The organism is Bradyrhizobium sp. U531, from assembly GCF_051710265.1.
GTDB lineage: Bacteria > Pseudomonadota > Alphaproteobacteria > Rhizobiales > Xanthobacteraceae > Bradyrhizobium.
Map to the genome: position 1 here is coordinate 447,267 of NZ_JASVEN010000003.1, position 15,871 is coordinate 463,137.

Genomic DNA, 15,871 nt, shown 5'->3' on the forward strand with positions numbered 1-15,871 from the left:
CAGGCGGCGTTCGATCTGTCGCGCGTGCCTCTTGCCGTCGCGTGCATTTGTCGCCAATCTCGCCTCCAGTCATTCAGCGATCCGAAACATCGGACGAGGGATCCCGGGAGGAACCATGACGAACTCTGCTGCTGCGGCGCGCAAGCGCGCGCCTATTTTCCTTGCTGCGGCATTTGCCCTCCTTCCGCTGGCTGAGCCCGCGCAAGCGCAGAAGTCCGGCGGCAGCATCACCGTCGGCCAAGAGCTGGAGATCGCCGGTTTCGACCCGCTCAAGGTCGGCGTCTACGACACCTCGACCTTCACCGCGGCCGCCGCCATCTTCGATACGCTGACGACGCTGGACGACAAGGGCGAGGCCGCGCCGAAGCTCGCGGTGTCCTGGACCCATTCCGACGATTACATGACCTGGACCTTCAAGCTGCGCGAGGGCGTGAAATTCCACGACGGCACGCCGTTCAATGCGCAGGCCTTCAAGGAGAATTTCGATCGGCAGAAGGATCCCGCCAACAAGTGCCGCTGCGCCTTCTACATCACCAACGTCAAGGAGGTGCAGGCGCCAGACGAATACACCATCATTTACAAGCTCACCGACCCCTCGGTGAACCTGCCGGCGACGAACACCATCCAGAGCTCCAACAACGTCATTCATTCACCGACGGCCTGGAAGACCAAGGGCGACGACTACAATCGCAATCCGGTCGGCACCGGTCCCTACATCCTGAAATCCTGGACCGCCGGCGACCGCATGGTGCTGGAGAAGAATCCCAATTACTGGGACAAGGGCCGTCCCTATCTCGACCGCATCGTCTTGAAGCCGCTGCCCGATGCGCAGTCGCGCTTTGCTTCGCTGCAGTCGGGCGAGGCCGACATCATCTGGGATGACGAGGCCGACGCCGACAATATCCTGAAGGCGCAGAAGGACCCCAAGCTCACCGTGCACACCTACAAGGGCTCGGGCGCGCAGGTCTACGCCTTCAATACCAAGGTGGCGCCGTTCGACGACGTTCGCGTACGTCAGGCACTGGTGATGGCGCTCGACCGTCCGAAGATGTCGCAAGCGATCAGCAGCGGCCTGAGCCGGCCTGCAAGCAATCCCTACGGCGACGGCTCCTGGGTCAAGTGCAAGGACGACGGCGCGCTGCCTTACGACGTCGAGAAAGCCAAGGCCCTGATCAAGGATTACGGCAAGCCCGTCGAGTTCAAGGTGCTGGTGACCGCGACGCCGCGCGGCCGCATGGTCGGCCAGGTGCTGCAGCAGTTCTGGAAGCGCGTCGGCGCCAACATGGAGATCGAGCAGGTCGACCAGGCCACGATTCCCTCGCGCGCCTTCACCCGCCAGTTTCAGATGACGCCATGGCGCATCGTCGATCTCGCCGATCCCGATCCGCAGATGTACGCGAATTTTCGCAGCGGCAGCCCGCTGGCGCTGGCCGGATTCGCGAGTCCCGAGCTCGACAAGCTGCTCGACCACGCGCGCGTCACCGCCGACCTCGGCCAACGCACCGAGGACTACTGCGCGATCAGCCGCCTGATCAACAAGGAGGCGATCTGGTTCTGGACCTTCCAGAACACCTATTACGCGCTGTCGAGCGCCAAGCTGAAAGGCTTCCCGAAAATCTACAACAGCGTGATCGACGTCTCGATGACCTGGCTGGAATGATGGCGTGATGCTGAACTTCGTTGTTCGGCGGCTGCTTGCCATGCTGCCTGTGCTGCTCGCCGTCTCGCTGCTGACGTTCCTGATCGCCTCGCTGCTGCCCGGCGATCTCGCGCTGGTCATCCTCGGCGATCAGGCGACGCCGGAAAATGTCGCGGCGCTGCGCCGCGACATGGGGCTCGATCAGCCGCTGTGGTGGCGCTATCTGAGCTGGCTCGGCCACGTCCTGCAGGGCGATCTCGGCCGCTCGTACCGCACCGGGCAGACGGTGTTGCAGGCCGTCGCCGAGCGCATTCCCGTCTCGCTTCAATTGATGCTGATGGCCGAATTCATCGGCCTCCTGATCGGCGTTCCCGTCGCGATCGCCTGTGCTGCGCGTGCCGGCGGCGCGTTCGACCGCTTCATGACCGGCAGCGCGTTCGCGATGCTGTCGATGCCGTCTTTCCTGGTGGCGATCCTGCTGATCTATCTGTTCGCGGTGGAGCTGCATTGGCTGCCGGCGACCGGCTATGTCCCCTTTACCGAGGCGCCGCTGGCCAATCTGCGCTTCTTCGTGCTGCCGGCGCTGACGCTGGCGCTCGCCGAATGGCCGGGCATCATGCGGGTGCTGCGCTCCGACATGATCGCGACCCTGCAGGAGGACTATATCGCGCTCGCGAAGGCGAAGGGCCTCAAGCCGTCGCGTATCCTGTTCGTGCATGCGCTGAAGCCGTCGTCGCTGACCCTGGTGACGGTCACGGGCATCAATATCGGCCGCCTGCTCGGCGGCACGCTGATCGTGGAATCGATCTTCGCGCTGCCGGGCATCGGCCGGCTCCTGGTCGGCGCGATCTACACCCGCGATCTCGTCATCCTCCAGGGCGTGGTGCTGCTGGTCGCCTGCGGCTTCGTCATCGTGAATTTCATCGTCGACATGCTCTACGCCGTGCTCGACCCCAGGATCCGCCATGGCCACGCTTGAGCTCTCGATGCAGGACGAGGCGACGGCTGCACCTGGCAGGCGCAAGCGCAAGTTCGGCGTGTTGTTCTGGCTCGCGAGTGCATGGCTCGCGATCATCCTGACGCTCGCGATCCTGGCGCCGGTGTTGCCGTTGCAGAACCCTGTAGATATGGACATGCTGGAGCGCCGCGCGCCGTTCTCCAGCGACCACTGGCTCGGCACCGACGGGCTCGGCCGCGACGAGTTCGCCCGCCTGATCTTTGGCGCGCGGACGTCGCTGACGGTGGGGCTGATCGCACCGATGATCGGCCTGACGCTCGGCGGTGCGCTTGGTCTGCTTGCCGGCTATTTCCGCGGCCGGTTCGAGACGTTTGTGGTCGGCAGCATGGACGTGCTGCTCGCCTTTCCGCCGCTGATCTTCGCGCTCGCAGTGACGGCCTATCTCGGACAATCTGTGCCCAACCTCACCGTGATCCTCGGCGTGCTCGGCATTCCCGCTTTCATGCGCGTGGCGCGGGCGTCGACGCTGACGCTGGCACGGCGGGAATTCGTGATCGCGGCCGAGGCGCTCGGTGCGAGCCATGCGCGGATCCTGCTGCGCGAGCTGTTGCCGAATGTGATCCTTCCGCTGCTCGCCTTCTTCCTGCTCGGCGTTGCCGTCACCATCGTGGTCGAGGGCGCGCTGTCGTTCCTCGGGCTTGGCGTGCCGCCGCCGATGGCGAGCTGGGGCAGCATGATCGGTGAAGGGCGCGACAGCCTCGACGTCGCACCGCGGCTCGCCTTCCTGCCGGCCGCCGGGCTGTTCCTGACCGTGCTGGCGTTCAATCTCGTCGGCGACACCATGCGGGCGCTGACCGACCCGCGTCAGGGGGCCTTGTGAGCGCGCCGCTGCTGACCATCGCGGACGTCGCGGTCGAGCTGCCGACGCCCCGTGGCAATTTACGCGCCGTCGATCATGTCGACCTGTCGCTGGAGGCCGGGCGCACGCTCGGCATTGTCGGCGAATCCGGTTGCGGCAAGACCATGCTGTCGCGCGCCGTGCTGCAACTGCTGCCGAAGAAGGCGAAGCTGTCGGGGCGCGTGACGTTCGACGGCCAGGATCTGGTGCGGCTTCCCGCGGAGCGCTTGCGGCGGCTGCGCGGGCGCGACCTTGCGGTCGTATTCCAGGACCCCATGACCTCGCTCAATCCCGTTCTCACCATCGGCACCCAGTTGACGGAGACGATCCAGGAGCATCTCGAGCTCGATGCCGCGGCGGCGCGCAAGCGCAGCATCGAGCTGCTGGCGGCGGTCGGCATTCCCGCGCCGGAGCAGCGGCTCGCGCAATATCCGCATCAATGTTCCGGCGGCATGCGTCAGCGCATCGCGATTGCGATCGCGCTGTCCTGCGAGCCGAAGCTCCTGATCGCGGACGAGCCGACCACGGCGCTCGACGTCACCATCCAGGCGCAGATCCTCGACCTGCTCGCGCGCGAGCAGCGCCGCCGCCACATGGCGATGATCATCATCACCCACGATCTCGGCGTCGTCGCCGGCCGGGCCGACGAGGTCGCGGTGATGTATGCGGGCAGGGTGGTGGAGCGCGCGCCGACGCAAGCTCTGTTCAAGCGCATGCACATGCCCTACACCGAGGCGCTGCTGGCTGCGATCCCGAAGCTGGATGCCGCGCCGCATGCGCCGCTGCCCGCAATCTCCGGCCGTCCGCCCGATCCGACACGGCCGCTGCGCGGATGCTCCTTCGCGCCGCGCTGCCGCTATGCCGCAAGTCGATGTCACGACGCCAAGCCCGAGCTGACGAGCGCCGAGACGGCGGGACACCTCTACGCGTGCTTCCACCCGATCCAGATGGCGGAGGGAGTTGGGGCATGATGCAGCTTGCCGCGCGTGCCGAGCCGCTTCTGGACGTCGACAATCTCGTCGTCGAATATGGTCTCGGCAACAAGACGGTGCATGCCGTCTCCGGCGTCAGCCTTCAGGTTGCGCGCGGCGAGACGCTGGGGCTGGTCGGCGAATCCGGCTGCGGCAAGTCGACGCTGGGGCGTGCGGTGCTGCAATTGCGCCGCGCCAGGTCCGGCCGCGTGCTGTTCGATGGCGAGGACCTCACCGCGATGGAGGGCGAGGCGCTGCGCAAGATGCGCCGCCGCGTTCAACTGATCTTCCAGGACCCGATCGCCTCGCTCAACCCGCGCCGACGGATCGGCGACATCGTGGCCGAGCCGCTGATCATCGCCGGCGTCAAGGACGCCGCCGAGCGCAAGCGCAGGGTTCACGAGGTGCTGTCCGCGGTCGGGCTCGATCCTGACCTCGTGGCGGGCCGCCTGCCGCATGAATTCTCCGGCGGGCAATGCCAGCGCATCTGCATCGCGCGCTCGCTGGTGCTCAACCCGGAATTCATCGTCTGCGACGAGCCGGTCTCGGCGCTGGACGTCTCCATCCGCGCGCAGATCCTCAATCTGCTCGAGGAGATGAAGGCGCGCTTCGGCCTGACGCTGCTGTTCATCGCGCATGACCTGGCGGTGGTCAAAGCGGTCAGCGACCGTGTCGCGGTGATGTATCTCGGCCGGCTCTGCGAGGTCGGGCCATCGGAGCAATTGTTCGCGAGGCCGGCGCATCCCTATACGGCGCTGCTGCTGCAGGCGATCCCGGTGCCGGATCCGGACGTGCGTCCCGCAGAGAGTGTGGCGGGCGGCGAGCCGCCATCGCCGATTGCGCCGCCGTCCGGCTGCCGCTTCCGCACCCGTTGCCCGCGGGCCGACCAGCGATGCAGCGCGGAGATACCGGAGTTGCGCGAGGTCGCACCCGGCCAGTTCGCGGCTTGCCATCATCCGCTGGCCTGAATTAAGACCGGTTTGTCTCGCCCTGTCGGCCATGGCATGGTGGCACGGCGACAAGAAGCATGCGGGAGGACGCCGATGAAGAGTTTCAAGGTAGCCGATTTCAAGGCGCCGCTGCAGGAGTTCGACGAGGCGACGCCGCAGCCGTCCGGCACGCAGGTGCTGATCAGGGTCAAGGCGGCCGGCGTTTGCCATAGCGACCTCCACATCTGGGAAGGCGGCTACGATCTCGGCCATGGCCGCAAGCCGCTGTCGCTCAAGGATCGCGGCATCAACCTGCCGCTGACCATGGGTCACGAGACGGTCGGTGAAATCCTGGCGTTCGGTCCCGACGTCAAGCCGACCGACCAGGGTGACCTCAAGCTCGGCGACGTTGGCCTCGTCTATCCCTGGATCGGCTGCGGCAAGTGCGCCACCTGCCTTGCCGGCGACGAGAACATGTGCCTGACGCCGCGCTCGCTCGGCGTCTATTGCGACGGCGGTTATTCCGACCACATGCTGGTGCCGCATCCGCGCTACCTGCTCAACCTGAAAGGCCTCGATCCGGCATCGGCAGCGCCCTATGCCTGCTCGGGCGTCACCACCTACAGCGCGCTGAAGAAGGTCGAGCAGCATTTCGACACGCCGATCGTGATGTTCGGCGCCGGCGGTCTCGGCCTGATGGCGCTGTCGCTGCTCAAGGCCATGGGCGGCAAGGGCGCGATCATGGTCGATATCGACGCGAAGAAGCGCGAGGCGGCCGAAAAAGCCGGTGCGCTCGCGACCGTCGATCCCAAGGCGCCGGATGCGCTGGAGCAACTGGCCAAGAAAGCGGGCGGCCCGATCCGCGCCGTGATCGACCTCGTCGGCAACGCCGCGACGACGCAGCTCGGCTTCGACTGCCTCACCAAGGGCGGAAAGCTCATCATCGTCGGCCTGTTCGGCGGCGGCGCGACCTGGGCATTGCCGCTGATTCCGATCAAGGCCGTGACGATCCAGGGCAGCTATGTCGGCAATTTGCGCGAGACGCAGGAGCTGCTCGACCTTGTCCGCACCAAGAAGGTGCCGCCGATCCCGGTGACGACGGCCCCGCTCGCCAAGGCCAATGACGCGCTGGTGCAATTGCAGCAGGGCGCGGTGGTCGGCCGCACGGTGCTGACGCCATAAGCACGGCTCTCTCCACCGTCATTGCGAGCGTAGCGAAGCAATCCAGAATCTTTCCGCGGAGGCAGTCTGGATTGCTTCGTCGCTTCGCTCCTCGCAATGACGACATCACTTTGACCTTCGCGCAGGAAACCTCATGTCCGCAAACAACGCCTTCCACATTGCCGTGCTCGCCGGCGACGGCATCGGTCCCGAAGTCATGGCGCCGGCGCTCGAGGTGCTGCGCAAGGTCGGCGAAAAATCCGGCCTCAGCTTCCGGTTCACGGAGGCGCCGGCCGGCGCCACCAATTACCTTGCGACGGGCAAGTCGATGCCGGATACGACCATCAAGCTGTGCGAGGAGGCGGACGCGATCCTGCTCGGGGCCTGCGGCCTGCCGTCGGTGCGCTACCCCGACAATACCGAGATCGCGCCGCAGATCGAGCTGCGCTTCATCTTCGATCTCTATGCCGGCGTGCGGCCCGCGCGGCTCATTCCCGGCGTGCCGAGCCCGATTGTGGGCGCGGACAAGCGCGGCATCGATCTCGTCGTCATCCGCGAATCCACGGAAGGGCTGTTCGCCTCGATGGGCAAGGGCGTCGTCACCCATGAGGACGCGCGCGAGACCATGGTGATCACGCGCAAGACGTCCGAGCGCCTGTTCGAGTTCTCGTTTCGCCTGGCCGAGCGGCGCAAGGCGCGCGGCAAGCCGGGTGCATTGACCTGCGTCGACAAGGCGAATGTGTTCAAGGCCTTTGCGTTCTTCCGCGGCATCTTCGACGAGATCGAGAAGAAGCATCCTGATGTGAAGACCGACCGGCTCTATGTGGATGCCTGCTCGGCGATGCTGGTCAAGCGCCCCTGGGATTTCGACGTGATGGTGATGGAGAACATGTTCGGCGACATCGTCTCCGACATCACCGCGAGCCTGATCGGCGGCCTCGGCATGGCCCCGTCGGCCGACATCGGCGACAAATACGCGGTGTTCCAGCCGTGTCATGGCACCGCGCCTGACATCATGGGGCAGGGCAAGGCCAATCCCACCGGCATGATCCTGTCGGCGGCGATGATGCTGGACTGGCTCGCCGACAAGCACGGCATCGAGAACGCAGCGGAAGCCGGCGAGACGATCGAACGCGCGGTCGATCAAGTCTATGCCGGCGGCATCAAGCCGATGGAGTTCGGCGGCAGCAACGGCACCGCCGACATCACCAAGGCGGTGCTGGGGGCATTGTAGTCAGAACACCAAAAGAGAAGGGGCCTTGCGGCCCCTTTGTCGTTCACCAGCGACGCCAGTGGCGGTGGCCATAATAGCCGTACGGGCGTGGGCCGTAGAAGCGGCGAGGGCCGCCGTAATAGCCGTAAGCACCGCCGTAATAGTTCGGACGCCACCAGCAGCGGCCCCAGCGGTTACAGACCATGCGGACCTGATCGATATTCCCGGCCGGACCGCCTGCGACGCGATCGGCCTGCGGAATGCCGTTCGGCATTGCTGCGAGCGAAGGGCTAGAAGCCAGCGCCGCGCTGCCGAGGGCAGCCAGACCAAGAACAGCGTATTTCAGTTTCATCGCAATCTCCCTCTTGTGATGGCGGAAGAACTTGCGGCAGATCAGTTGGTTGCTATCGCGACCCGACTGGCGATGGGATTTAATCTTCCTGAATGAAGGTTCAGATTCGCCGACAGTTCCGCGCTCTCCACACCGTTATTGCGAGCGCAGCGAAGCAATCCAGAATCTTTCCACGGAGAGATTCTGGATTGCTTCGTCGCTGCGCTCCTCGCAATGACGTGGTGAGTGAGGGGCGCTCGCAATTGCGAGCGGATTACTTCCCAGTAAACTGCGGCTTGCGCTTCTCCATGAAGGCCTGACGCCCTTCGCGGAAATCGGCGCTGTCCATGCAGGCGGTGCCGATCGCCTTGATCGCGCTCATGTCGCGCCGGCTTTCGTCCTTCAGCACCTCTGCGATGGTGATCTTGGCGGCCTTGATTGCGAGCGGCGCGTTCTGCGAGATCGTTTCGGCAACCGCCATGGTCTCGCCCCAGAGCAAGTCGGCCGGGAAGACGCGCTCGACGAGGCCGATGCGCAGCGCCTCGGCGGAATCGATGCGCATGCCCGTGTACATCAGAAGCCGGGCCCAGGACGGGCCGACCAGCGATACCAGATGCCGCAGGCCGTCATAGCCATAGGCGATGCCAAGCCTTGCCGCGGGAATGCCGAACTGGCTGCCCGCTGCGGCGAGGCGGATGTCGGCGAGCATGGCGACCTGCATGCCGCCGCCGAGGCAGAAGCCCTCGATGCAGGCGATGGTCGGCTTGGGATAGTCGGCGAGCAGCGCGCGCTGGGCCGCGCTGCGTTTGGCATATTCCTCGGATGCGGCCGCGTTATGCCGCGTCTTCTCGAACTGGCTGATATCGGCGCCTGACACGAACGCCTGGCCGCCCGCGCCGCGCATGATCACGACGCGCACCGTCTCGTCGTCGCGCAAGGCCGTCAATGCCTCGCCGAATCCCTCCCACATCTCCAGCGACATCGCATTGCGCTTGGCTGGATTGTTGAAGGTGACGACACCGACGCCGTCGGTGACGTGCTGAAGGATCTTGCCGTCGGCGTAGGATTTTTCACTGGAGATGTCGGGCATCGCGCGCTCGCTTGTCGTAGAAGGAACGCAATGTGCGGCCCCGGCAGGGCCGGGGTCAACCGCGGCAGGGCGAGGGGCTTCGCACCCGCCTGTGCCGCGATTGCATGGCGCGAGACGTGCCTACCGCGTCACATGCATATGCGCGGTCAACGGATGGTCGGCGGCCTTGCCGAAGAACGCCGCCTCTTCGGCGGTCGCCTCCAGCAATTGCTCGTCCTGGTTATAGACGTCGTTGCGGAACTGGACGGTCTGGTCCTTGGTCATCCACGCCGTGAGATAGATCCAGGCCACCGGTACCTTCCGGGCCATGGCCACCTCCAGATGCTGCTCGCTCGCGATCTCCGCGTCGATCGCGGCCCGGCTCCATTTCGGCTGGTCCTTGAGCAGCCAGGCGGCGAGATCGCGCACATTGTCGACGCGCGAGCAGCCGTGGGAATCGAAGCGGTATTCGTCGCTGAACAGGCTGCGCTGGTTAGTATCGTGCATGTAGACCGAGTAGCTGTTCGGCATGTCGATCTTCACGGCGCCGAGCGCGTTGAAGGTGCCGTTGTGTTGCCGCACCGTGAAGTTCGGCGTGCGCGTGCCCGACCAGTCGATCGAATGCGGATCGATCGGATTGTCGTGGGCATCGAGCACCTCCATGTGCATGCGCGACAGGTAGGTGGGATCCTTGCGCATATGCGCGGAGATCTCGGTCTTCGCGATCGAGGCCGGCACCGTCCAGGTCGGGTTGAGGACGACGCTCGTGATCTGGGCCGTCAGCGTCGGCGAAGGCTTTTCGGTCTTGCCGACGATGACGCGATAGCGCCGCACCACGACGTCGTTCTCGACCGCCTCGGCAAAGGCGGCGGGAATATTGACCACGACATAGCGCTGGCCGAAGCTGAAATTCATGTTCTCGAGCCGCTGCAGCGAAGCCTCGAGCTGCCGGATGCGCTTCTGCACGGAGACGTTCATCGCCGCGATCGTGCGCGGCGTCATCGTGCCGGTCGGTGCCAGTCCGTGCCGCGCCTGGAAGCGCTTCACCGCGTCGACGAGGTCCTGGTCGAAGGCGCCGCTGGCCTTCTCGGCGGCGAGATCGCCCGAGAGAATCAGCCGCTTGCGCAGCAAATCGTCGCTGGCGCCCTGGACGCCGGGAGCGAATTTGGCGTCCGTCGGGATGGCCGGCCAGCCGCCACGCACCGCGAGATCGGAATAGCTCAGCGCGGCATCCTTGATGCGCTGCGCGGAGCCCTCGTCATAGGTCGGCTCGTGCGTCATCGCGAGCGCTGCAGCGGAGCGGCTTTCCGGCGTCGAGGCGGGCGCCGTGGCAGTCTTCGGCGCGGCTGCATGCGCGGGGGTGGCGGCCGCCGGTACGGTGCCGGCCGTCGCCGGCCTCTGCGTCGCCTGCCCAATGGTCTCGGTTTGCGCCAGTGCGGAGGCACTGGCGAGCATGCCGACGGCAAGGATCAACGCAAGGCGTTTCGACATGTCCCATCTTCTCCTGAGAGCACGAGGCCCGGGCGGGTCCTCGCATTGGCAATGGCCGGCCGCCGCGCTGCGGGCGCCGATTCGTGAAATCGGCGGGAAATTAGGCCCTCGGTGTTGAGGTCCCATTAAGCACGGCAACCGAAAGCTCCGCGCGTCCGGCGCGGGGTCTCTCGATTGGGTCGCGGCAAGGTCGGGATGGGTTCGCGAAAACGCGGGCGGGGCGGGGATAAGGGCGAGAAAAGGCAAAAGAAAAGGGGCGGCCAAGCCGCCCCAACAAGGCCACGCGCGGCAGGCGCGCGGGCCAGATCTGATCCGAGAGGCCTGGTCTTGAGACCTAGTCTTGGAGATCTAATCCTTGAGACCTAGTCTTGGAGACCTGCTCCTGCCGGTCGTTCAATCCGGCCGCGCCCCCGTGACGCGGCGGATTGAAGATCGGCCTGGAAGACCAGAGCGTCGATCGATCTCAGCTTTCGTTCGCCGCGATCGATTCCATCAGCGAGACGAGCTGACGCTGCACCGTCTGATCCTTGATCTTGCTGTAAGCGCGCAGCAGGCGGAGGCTGAAGGCCGAATCGAGGAACAGCAGGCTTTCGACTTCGCGCGCCTTGTTGTCGCCGTCGTAGAAGAAGGTCACGGGCACGTCGAGGGCGGAGGCGATCTGCTGCAGCCGGGCCGCGCCCACGCGATTGACGCCCTTCTCGTACTTCTGAACCTGCTGGAAGCTGACGCCGAGCTTCTCGCCGAGCTCGGCCTGCGAGATCTTCATCTCGACGCGCCGCAGACGAATCCGCTTGCCGAGCTCGATGTCCGGCTTGCCGGCACTACGCTGCTTCATTCTTTTCGCCGCTGCTTTCATCTCTGTTCTCACCTTTGTTCTTCGGTTGAAAATCCCCCGAAGAGCTGGGTCAGGGGTTCGCCCATATAGGAGTCCTTGAATTCATGCGGATGCACGAACTCTTCCTTAAACCACGGGAAACGAGCTGGACTGAAAGCTTCGATCAGCCAGTCGATCATGTGCCGCACGCGCGGAATACGGCCGCTACCGGGGTGGTAGGACAGCCAGATATCCAGCGGTCGGTTCAGCTCGACCTCCAGTGGAATTAGTTTCCCGCCAAGCGCAATGGCATAGCTCGGGAAGACGCCGATGCCGGCGCCGTTCGCGACCGCCCAATAGTTGGCGCTCGAGACGTTGGTCTTCATGACCAGGAGGTCACGTTCCGAGACGCCCGGGAAGACGCTCTCGAAGGATTCCTTGGCGGCGAGCTGGTCGGCGAATTGCAGCACCAGGCGATGCTTGATCAATTCCGCCGCCGTGCGCGGCGCGCCGTGTTTTTCGATGTATTTTTCGGAGGCCCAGAACATCAGGTGCATGCGGCCGAGCCGCACCAGCTTGATGTCGAGCGCCGAGGGACGCGACAGATGGATGGCGACGTCGGCCTCGTGGCGCGAGACGTCGGCCGAGCGCATCGCGCAATGCAGGTCGACCAGGATCTTCGGATAGGCCTGCTGGAATTCAACCAGGCGCGGGGCGAGCCAGAACGTGCCCAGCCCCTCGGTGACGGCGACCCGGACCTCGCCGGACAACGCGTTGGCGGTCGAATCACTGGCACGCAGCACGTCGAAGGTGGCGGCCTCCATGCGCTCGACGGCGGAGACCACCAGCGCGCCCTCATCGGTCAGATGAGTGCCGTGGACGTCGCGGGTGAACAGCGTGGTGCCGGTCTGGCGCTCGAAATCGTCGATTCGCCGACGCACGGCGTTGATGGACAGCGACAGACGCTCGGCCGCCGACCGGAAACTTCCGCTTCGGACGACTTCGAGAAATATCCGGGCCGCATCCCAATCCGAGAGGCCGCTGAGATTTGTCTTTGGGCGTTCCGCCAGGAGAACGCCCCTTTCCGCTAAGGAGTGCATACAAGTCCCTTCGGGCCGCTAAACTGGCAGAATCTGGCGCAAACCACAACCACGGCGGGTTGGGGGATGATGAGTTTTGAACCATCATCCTTACTACCCGGTGGGTGGTATTTGGATGCTCCATGGGCTGGGAATCGGGCGGATTATTCGCCTGTATGAGGGGTTGTGGCGTGAGTTCCGTTGCGAGCCGTGAAATGGCTGCGGGATTGCAGGCGCTGTCCGCAATGAAGTTTGTTGCGCGAAGGCCCGCGTCGCCATCTCCGATGGATCAATCGCAGCGCGCCCGGCGTTTGCTTGTCGATCGCTTCGACAACGGGCAATGGCGCGGCGCCGCGATGTCAGCCGGAGCAGCGGTTCCACCGCAGAAACACACTGAAATCAGGTTCGGAGGCGTTGTAGCCTCGTGCTATCCTCGGGGCTCCATGGGGGCCGAAGGGGTCGTCGCAATCACGTCTCGCAGGCCGAATTAACGGAAAGAACGCCGGTGTCGCATTCAGACGAACAGTTGCAGTCGGTGCTGGAAACGCTCGAGGAGTGCCGCAGGCATCTCAACGCTTGCAACAGCCGTGAGTCGGCCGAGCTGCTGTCCATCGTCATCCTCGACGTCAGGATGAAACTCAAAGGAATTGACAGTGCCGATCTCAAGGCGCTGTGCGACGAAATGTTGCGGGGCGCCGCGAGCGAGCCGCCATCCCCTTCCAAGCAGACGCAGGACCAGCCCCGGCGTCCGCTGCTCCGCGTGGTGAAGTAGCCGCGCCGCCGAACCTCGCTTTTTGGCGAGATTTGTGCGCGTCCCGATGCCGCACCTGTGATCGCAGGCGGCATCGGGAGGAGCCCTGGTTTCGTGCGCCTCTGTTGCGCATTCTCCGGCATCGGCTACACCAGAGCCGGTTCGGCTCCGGGCCGGGCGCACTCCCCGCGCGCCGTACCGGCACCTGAGATGGCTCAGACGGCATCATGCAAAATGTTTCGATCCCGGCGGCGCTGATTGCCGGCCTCGTCAGCTTCCTGTCGCCTTGCGTCCTGCCGCTGGTCCCGCCCTATCTGATCTACCTGACGGGTGCGACGATCGAGCATGTCGAGAGCGACGAACCGTCGTCGGCCTCCAAGCGCGCGATCATGATGTCGGCACTGCTGTTCGTGCTCGGCTTCTCCACGGTGTTCGTCGCGCTCGGCGCCAGCGCCTCCCTTGTCGGCGGATTGATCCGGGCCTGGTCGGCGGAGCTGTCGATCCTCGCCGGTGTCGTCATCATCATCATGGGCCTGCACTTCCTCGGGCTGACGCGCATCGGCTTCTTGATGCGCGAGGGACGGCTGCCGATCCCCAAGCCCGTCGGCCTCTGGGGCGCCTATATCATGGGGCTCGCCTTCGCCTTCGGCTGGACGCCCTGCATCGGCCCGATCCTCGCCGCGATCCTCTCGATCGCCGCGGCTGAAGCGACGGTGGCGAAAGGCGCCGGCCTGCTCGCGGTCTATTCCGCGGGCCTCGGCATTCCCTTCCTGATCGCCGCCCTGATGATCGAGCAGTTCTCCGCGCTGTTCGCGCGCATGAAAGGCCATCTCGTCAATGTCGAGCGCGCCATGGGCGTGCTGATGGTGATCACCGGCATCGGCTTCCTCACCGGCGCTGTTTCCAATGTGAGCATCTGGCTGCTGGAGACGTTCCCGGCGCTGCAGACGATCGGGTAGCGCGTCTTCCGTTAACGCGTCTCATCAAGCGTGCAGACCACCGTGCAGACCACGCCGCGTGGCAGGAAGTCGACGGTCGCCTCGCCGCCGAGCTGATCGCGTGCGCTGCGCTCGATCAGGCGGGAGCCGAAGCCGCGCCGCACCGGTGCCGTCACGGGCGGTCCGCCGAGCTCGGTCCAGACCAGCCGGAGCCGCGGCTTCGACGCATCGGTGATGACCTCCCAGTCCAGCGTCACCCGGCCGCTCTCGTTGGACAGCGCACCGTATTTCGCGGCGTTGGTGGCGATCTCGTGCACGATCATCGACAGCACCACGGCGAGTCGCGGTGACAACGGCACGGCGGGACCCGCCATGCGGATGCGGTCCGGATTATTCAGCAGGAAAGGCTGAAGAGCGCGGGCGATCACGTCGCGAAGCTCGGAGCCCGCCCATTTCTCCTGGCTCAGGAGGTTATGCGCTTCGGCGAGTGCGCCGAGCCGGCCCTCGAACTTGGTCCGCTCGTCCCGGCTGGCGCTGCGGAAGGTCTGCACCGCGATCGCCTGCATCAAGGCCAGCGTATTCTTGACGCGATGGTTGAGCTCGTCGATCAGGAGATTGTGCAGCATCTCGCCGCGCGCGATCGTAGTCGCCATCCTGACCGCGAAGGTGAGGCCGGTCAGCAGCAGGATGCCGCCGATCAGGCTGGTGATCGCGATGTTGCGCCAGAGCGGCGCGATCAGCGAGCTCTCGGCGACGCCGGCCACGACCCTCCAGCCGGTCAGGCGTGAGGTGGTGAAGGCTGAGGACAGCGGCACCCCGTCGAGCGACACCGTCGACAGGGTCTCCTCCGAGGTGCGCGACATCGCGTCGTAAATCGCGCCGGACGCCTGCTTGCCGATCGTCGCGCTCGGGTTCGGCACGCGGGCGAAGACGGTGGCCTTGGTGTCGACCAGGGACACGGTCCAGAGCTGGTCGGGCCGTTGCTTTTCCACGAGCTCCTGAAAGATGCTGATCGGCGGGCTGAAGCAGAGATCGTAGATCACCTCGCCATCGCGAAACACCGGAACCTCGACGGTGATGACCTGCCGCCCGTTGATTGCGCCGATGAAAAGGTCCGAATATTGCGGCGACCTGGTCGCAAACACCCTTTCGACGATCGCGAGATTGCCGCGCGGCGGCAGGCTGGCGGTGTCCTCCGTCGCGGAGGAAAACAACAGCCGGCCCTTGCGGTCGGAGATCAGCACCAGTCCGCCCTTGCCATATTGCTCGACGAAACCGAGCGCGATGCGGCGGAAGTTCTGGAAGTCGTCGTTGCGCAGAGAATTGGTCAACGCGAGCACCTGCAGGCCGCCCGCCATGCGCTGAACCTCGGAGTCCATGACGAGGCGCATGCTGCGCACGTTCTCGAGCACCCGGCGCGTCGCGTCGCTGCGGTCCTGCCTGTAATTGTAAACGGCGATACCGACCGCGAAGACGATCAGCGGCAACATCGTTCCCGTGACCAGAAGAGCGAGCCGGACCGGCAGGGTGAGCTTTGACAAACGCGGGCGTCCCGGTTCCAGCGCAGCGGCGCCGGACTATGATTTTGGGCAGACCATAGGGGCGGGACTTGCCGGGCGCCATGATTTT

The 15,871-nt window shown here is 65.2% G+C and carries 15 protein-coding genes; 9 read left to right on the plus strand and 6 right to left on the minus strand.

Annotated features, from left to right (window positions below; translation table 11 throughout):
- Positions 1-115: 115 nt before the first annotated feature.
- The 7 genes from QRQ56_RS18365 (at position 116) to QRQ56_RS18395 (ending at position 7,790) form a co-directional block, all read left to right on the plus strand.
- Complete coding sequence (locus QRQ56_RS18365; RefSeq protein WP_438741987.1) at positions 116-1,660, plus strand: ABC transporter substrate-binding protein; 1,545 nt, start codon at positions 116-118, stop codon at positions 1,658-1,660.
- A gap of 7 nt (positions 1,661-1,667) precedes the next feature.
- On the plus strand, positions 1,668-2,618 hold the full coding sequence (locus tag QRQ56_RS18370; RefSeq protein WP_438741989.1) for an ABC transporter permease: 951 nt from the start codon (positions 1,668-1,670) through the stop codon (positions 2,616-2,618).
- Positions 2,605-3,477 (plus strand): ABC transporter permease, encoded by an 873-nt coding sequence (locus tag QRQ56_RS18375; RefSeq protein ID WP_438741990.1) that lies wholly within the window; start codon positions 2,605-2,607, stop codon positions 3,475-3,477. The genes QRQ56_RS18370 and QRQ56_RS18375 overlap by 14 nt, the downstream gene beginning before the upstream one ends.
- The gene (locus QRQ56_RS18380) at positions 3,474-4,466 is read left to right on the plus strand and encodes an ABC transporter ATP-binding protein (RefSeq protein WP_438741992.1); all 993 of its coding nucleotides are present in this window, start codon (positions 3,474-3,476) and stop codon (positions 4,464-4,466) included. Before QRQ56_RS18375 ends, QRQ56_RS18380 begins: the two co-directional genes overlap by 4 nt.
- Positions 4,463-5,434 (plus strand): ABC transporter ATP-binding protein, encoded by a 972-nt coding sequence (locus tag QRQ56_RS18385; RefSeq protein WP_438741994.1) that lies wholly within the window; start codon positions 4,463-4,465, stop codon positions 5,432-5,434. Before QRQ56_RS18380 ends, QRQ56_RS18385 begins: the two co-directional genes overlap by 4 nt.
- Positions 5,435-5,509: 75 nt before the next feature.
- Positions 5,510-6,577, plus strand: coding sequence for an alcohol dehydrogenase (locus QRQ56_RS18390; RefSeq protein WP_438741996.1), 1,068 nt, complete (start codon positions 5,510-5,512; stop codon positions 6,575-6,577).
- A gap of 133 nt (positions 6,578-6,710) precedes the next feature.
- Positions 6,711-7,790, plus strand: coding sequence for an isocitrate/isopropylmalate dehydrogenase family protein (locus tag QRQ56_RS18395; protein WP_438741997.1), 1,080 nt, complete (start codon positions 6,711-6,713; stop codon positions 7,788-7,790).
- Between the two features lie 43 nt (positions 7,791-7,833).
- Here QRQ56_RS18395 and QRQ56_RS18400 read toward each other — a convergent pair whose 3' ends face one another.
- The 5 genes from QRQ56_RS18400 to QRQ56_RS18420 form a co-directional block, all read right to left on the minus strand.
- On the minus strand, positions 7,834-8,121 hold the full coding sequence (locus QRQ56_RS18400; RefSeq protein WP_438741998.1) for a hypothetical protein: 288 nt from the start codon (positions 8,119-8,121) through the stop codon (positions 7,834-7,836).
- A gap of 253 nt (positions 8,122-8,374) precedes the next feature.
- Positions 8,375-9,190: an enoyl-CoA hydratase gene (locus QRQ56_RS18405; RefSeq protein ID WP_438741999.1), complete on the minus strand. Its 816-nt coding sequence runs from the start codon at positions 9,188-9,190 to the stop codon at positions 8,375-8,377.
- 120 nt (positions 9,191-9,310) lie between these two features.
- Positions 9,311-10,660, minus strand: a complete 1,350-nt coding sequence (locus QRQ56_RS18410) for a L,D-transpeptidase family protein (protein ID WP_438742000.1) — start codon at positions 10,658-10,660, stop codon at positions 9,311-9,313.
- 463 nt (positions 10,661-11,123) lie between these two features.
- Positions 11,124-11,495: a helix-turn-helix domain-containing protein gene (locus QRQ56_RS18415; RefSeq protein WP_020608151.1), complete on the minus strand. Its 372-nt coding sequence runs from the start codon at positions 11,493-11,495 to the stop codon at positions 11,124-11,126.
- A 29-nt stretch (positions 11,496-11,524) separates the two neighbouring features.
- The gene (locus tag QRQ56_RS18420; RefSeq protein WP_438742002.1) at positions 11,525-12,574 is read right to left on the minus strand and encodes a LysR family transcriptional regulator; all 1,050 of its coding nucleotides are present in this window, start codon (positions 12,572-12,574) and stop codon (positions 11,525-11,527) included.
- 484 nt (positions 12,575-13,058) lie between these two features.
- On the opposite strand from QRQ56_RS18420, the gene QRQ56_RS18425 reads away from it, so the two are divergent.
- A complete protein-coding gene (locus QRQ56_RS18425) occupies positions 13,059-13,325 on the plus strand; it encodes a hypothetical protein (protein WP_438742003.1) in 267 nt (88 codons plus the stop codon).
- A 206-nt stretch (positions 13,326-13,531) separates the two neighbouring features.
- Complete coding sequence (locus QRQ56_RS18430) at positions 13,532-14,263, plus strand: cytochrome c biogenesis CcdA family protein (protein ID WP_438742004.1); 732 nt, start codon at positions 13,532-13,534, stop codon at positions 14,261-14,263.
- An 11-nt stretch (positions 14,264-14,274) separates the two neighbouring features.
- On the opposite strand, the gene QRQ56_RS18435 is transcribed toward QRQ56_RS18430, so the two are convergent.
- The gene (locus QRQ56_RS18435) at positions 14,275-15,732 is read right to left on the minus strand and encodes a sensor histidine kinase (RefSeq protein ID WP_438742353.1); all 1,458 of its coding nucleotides are present in this window, start codon (positions 15,730-15,732) and stop codon (positions 14,275-14,277) included.
- Positions 15,733-15,871: the final 139 nt, after the last annotated feature.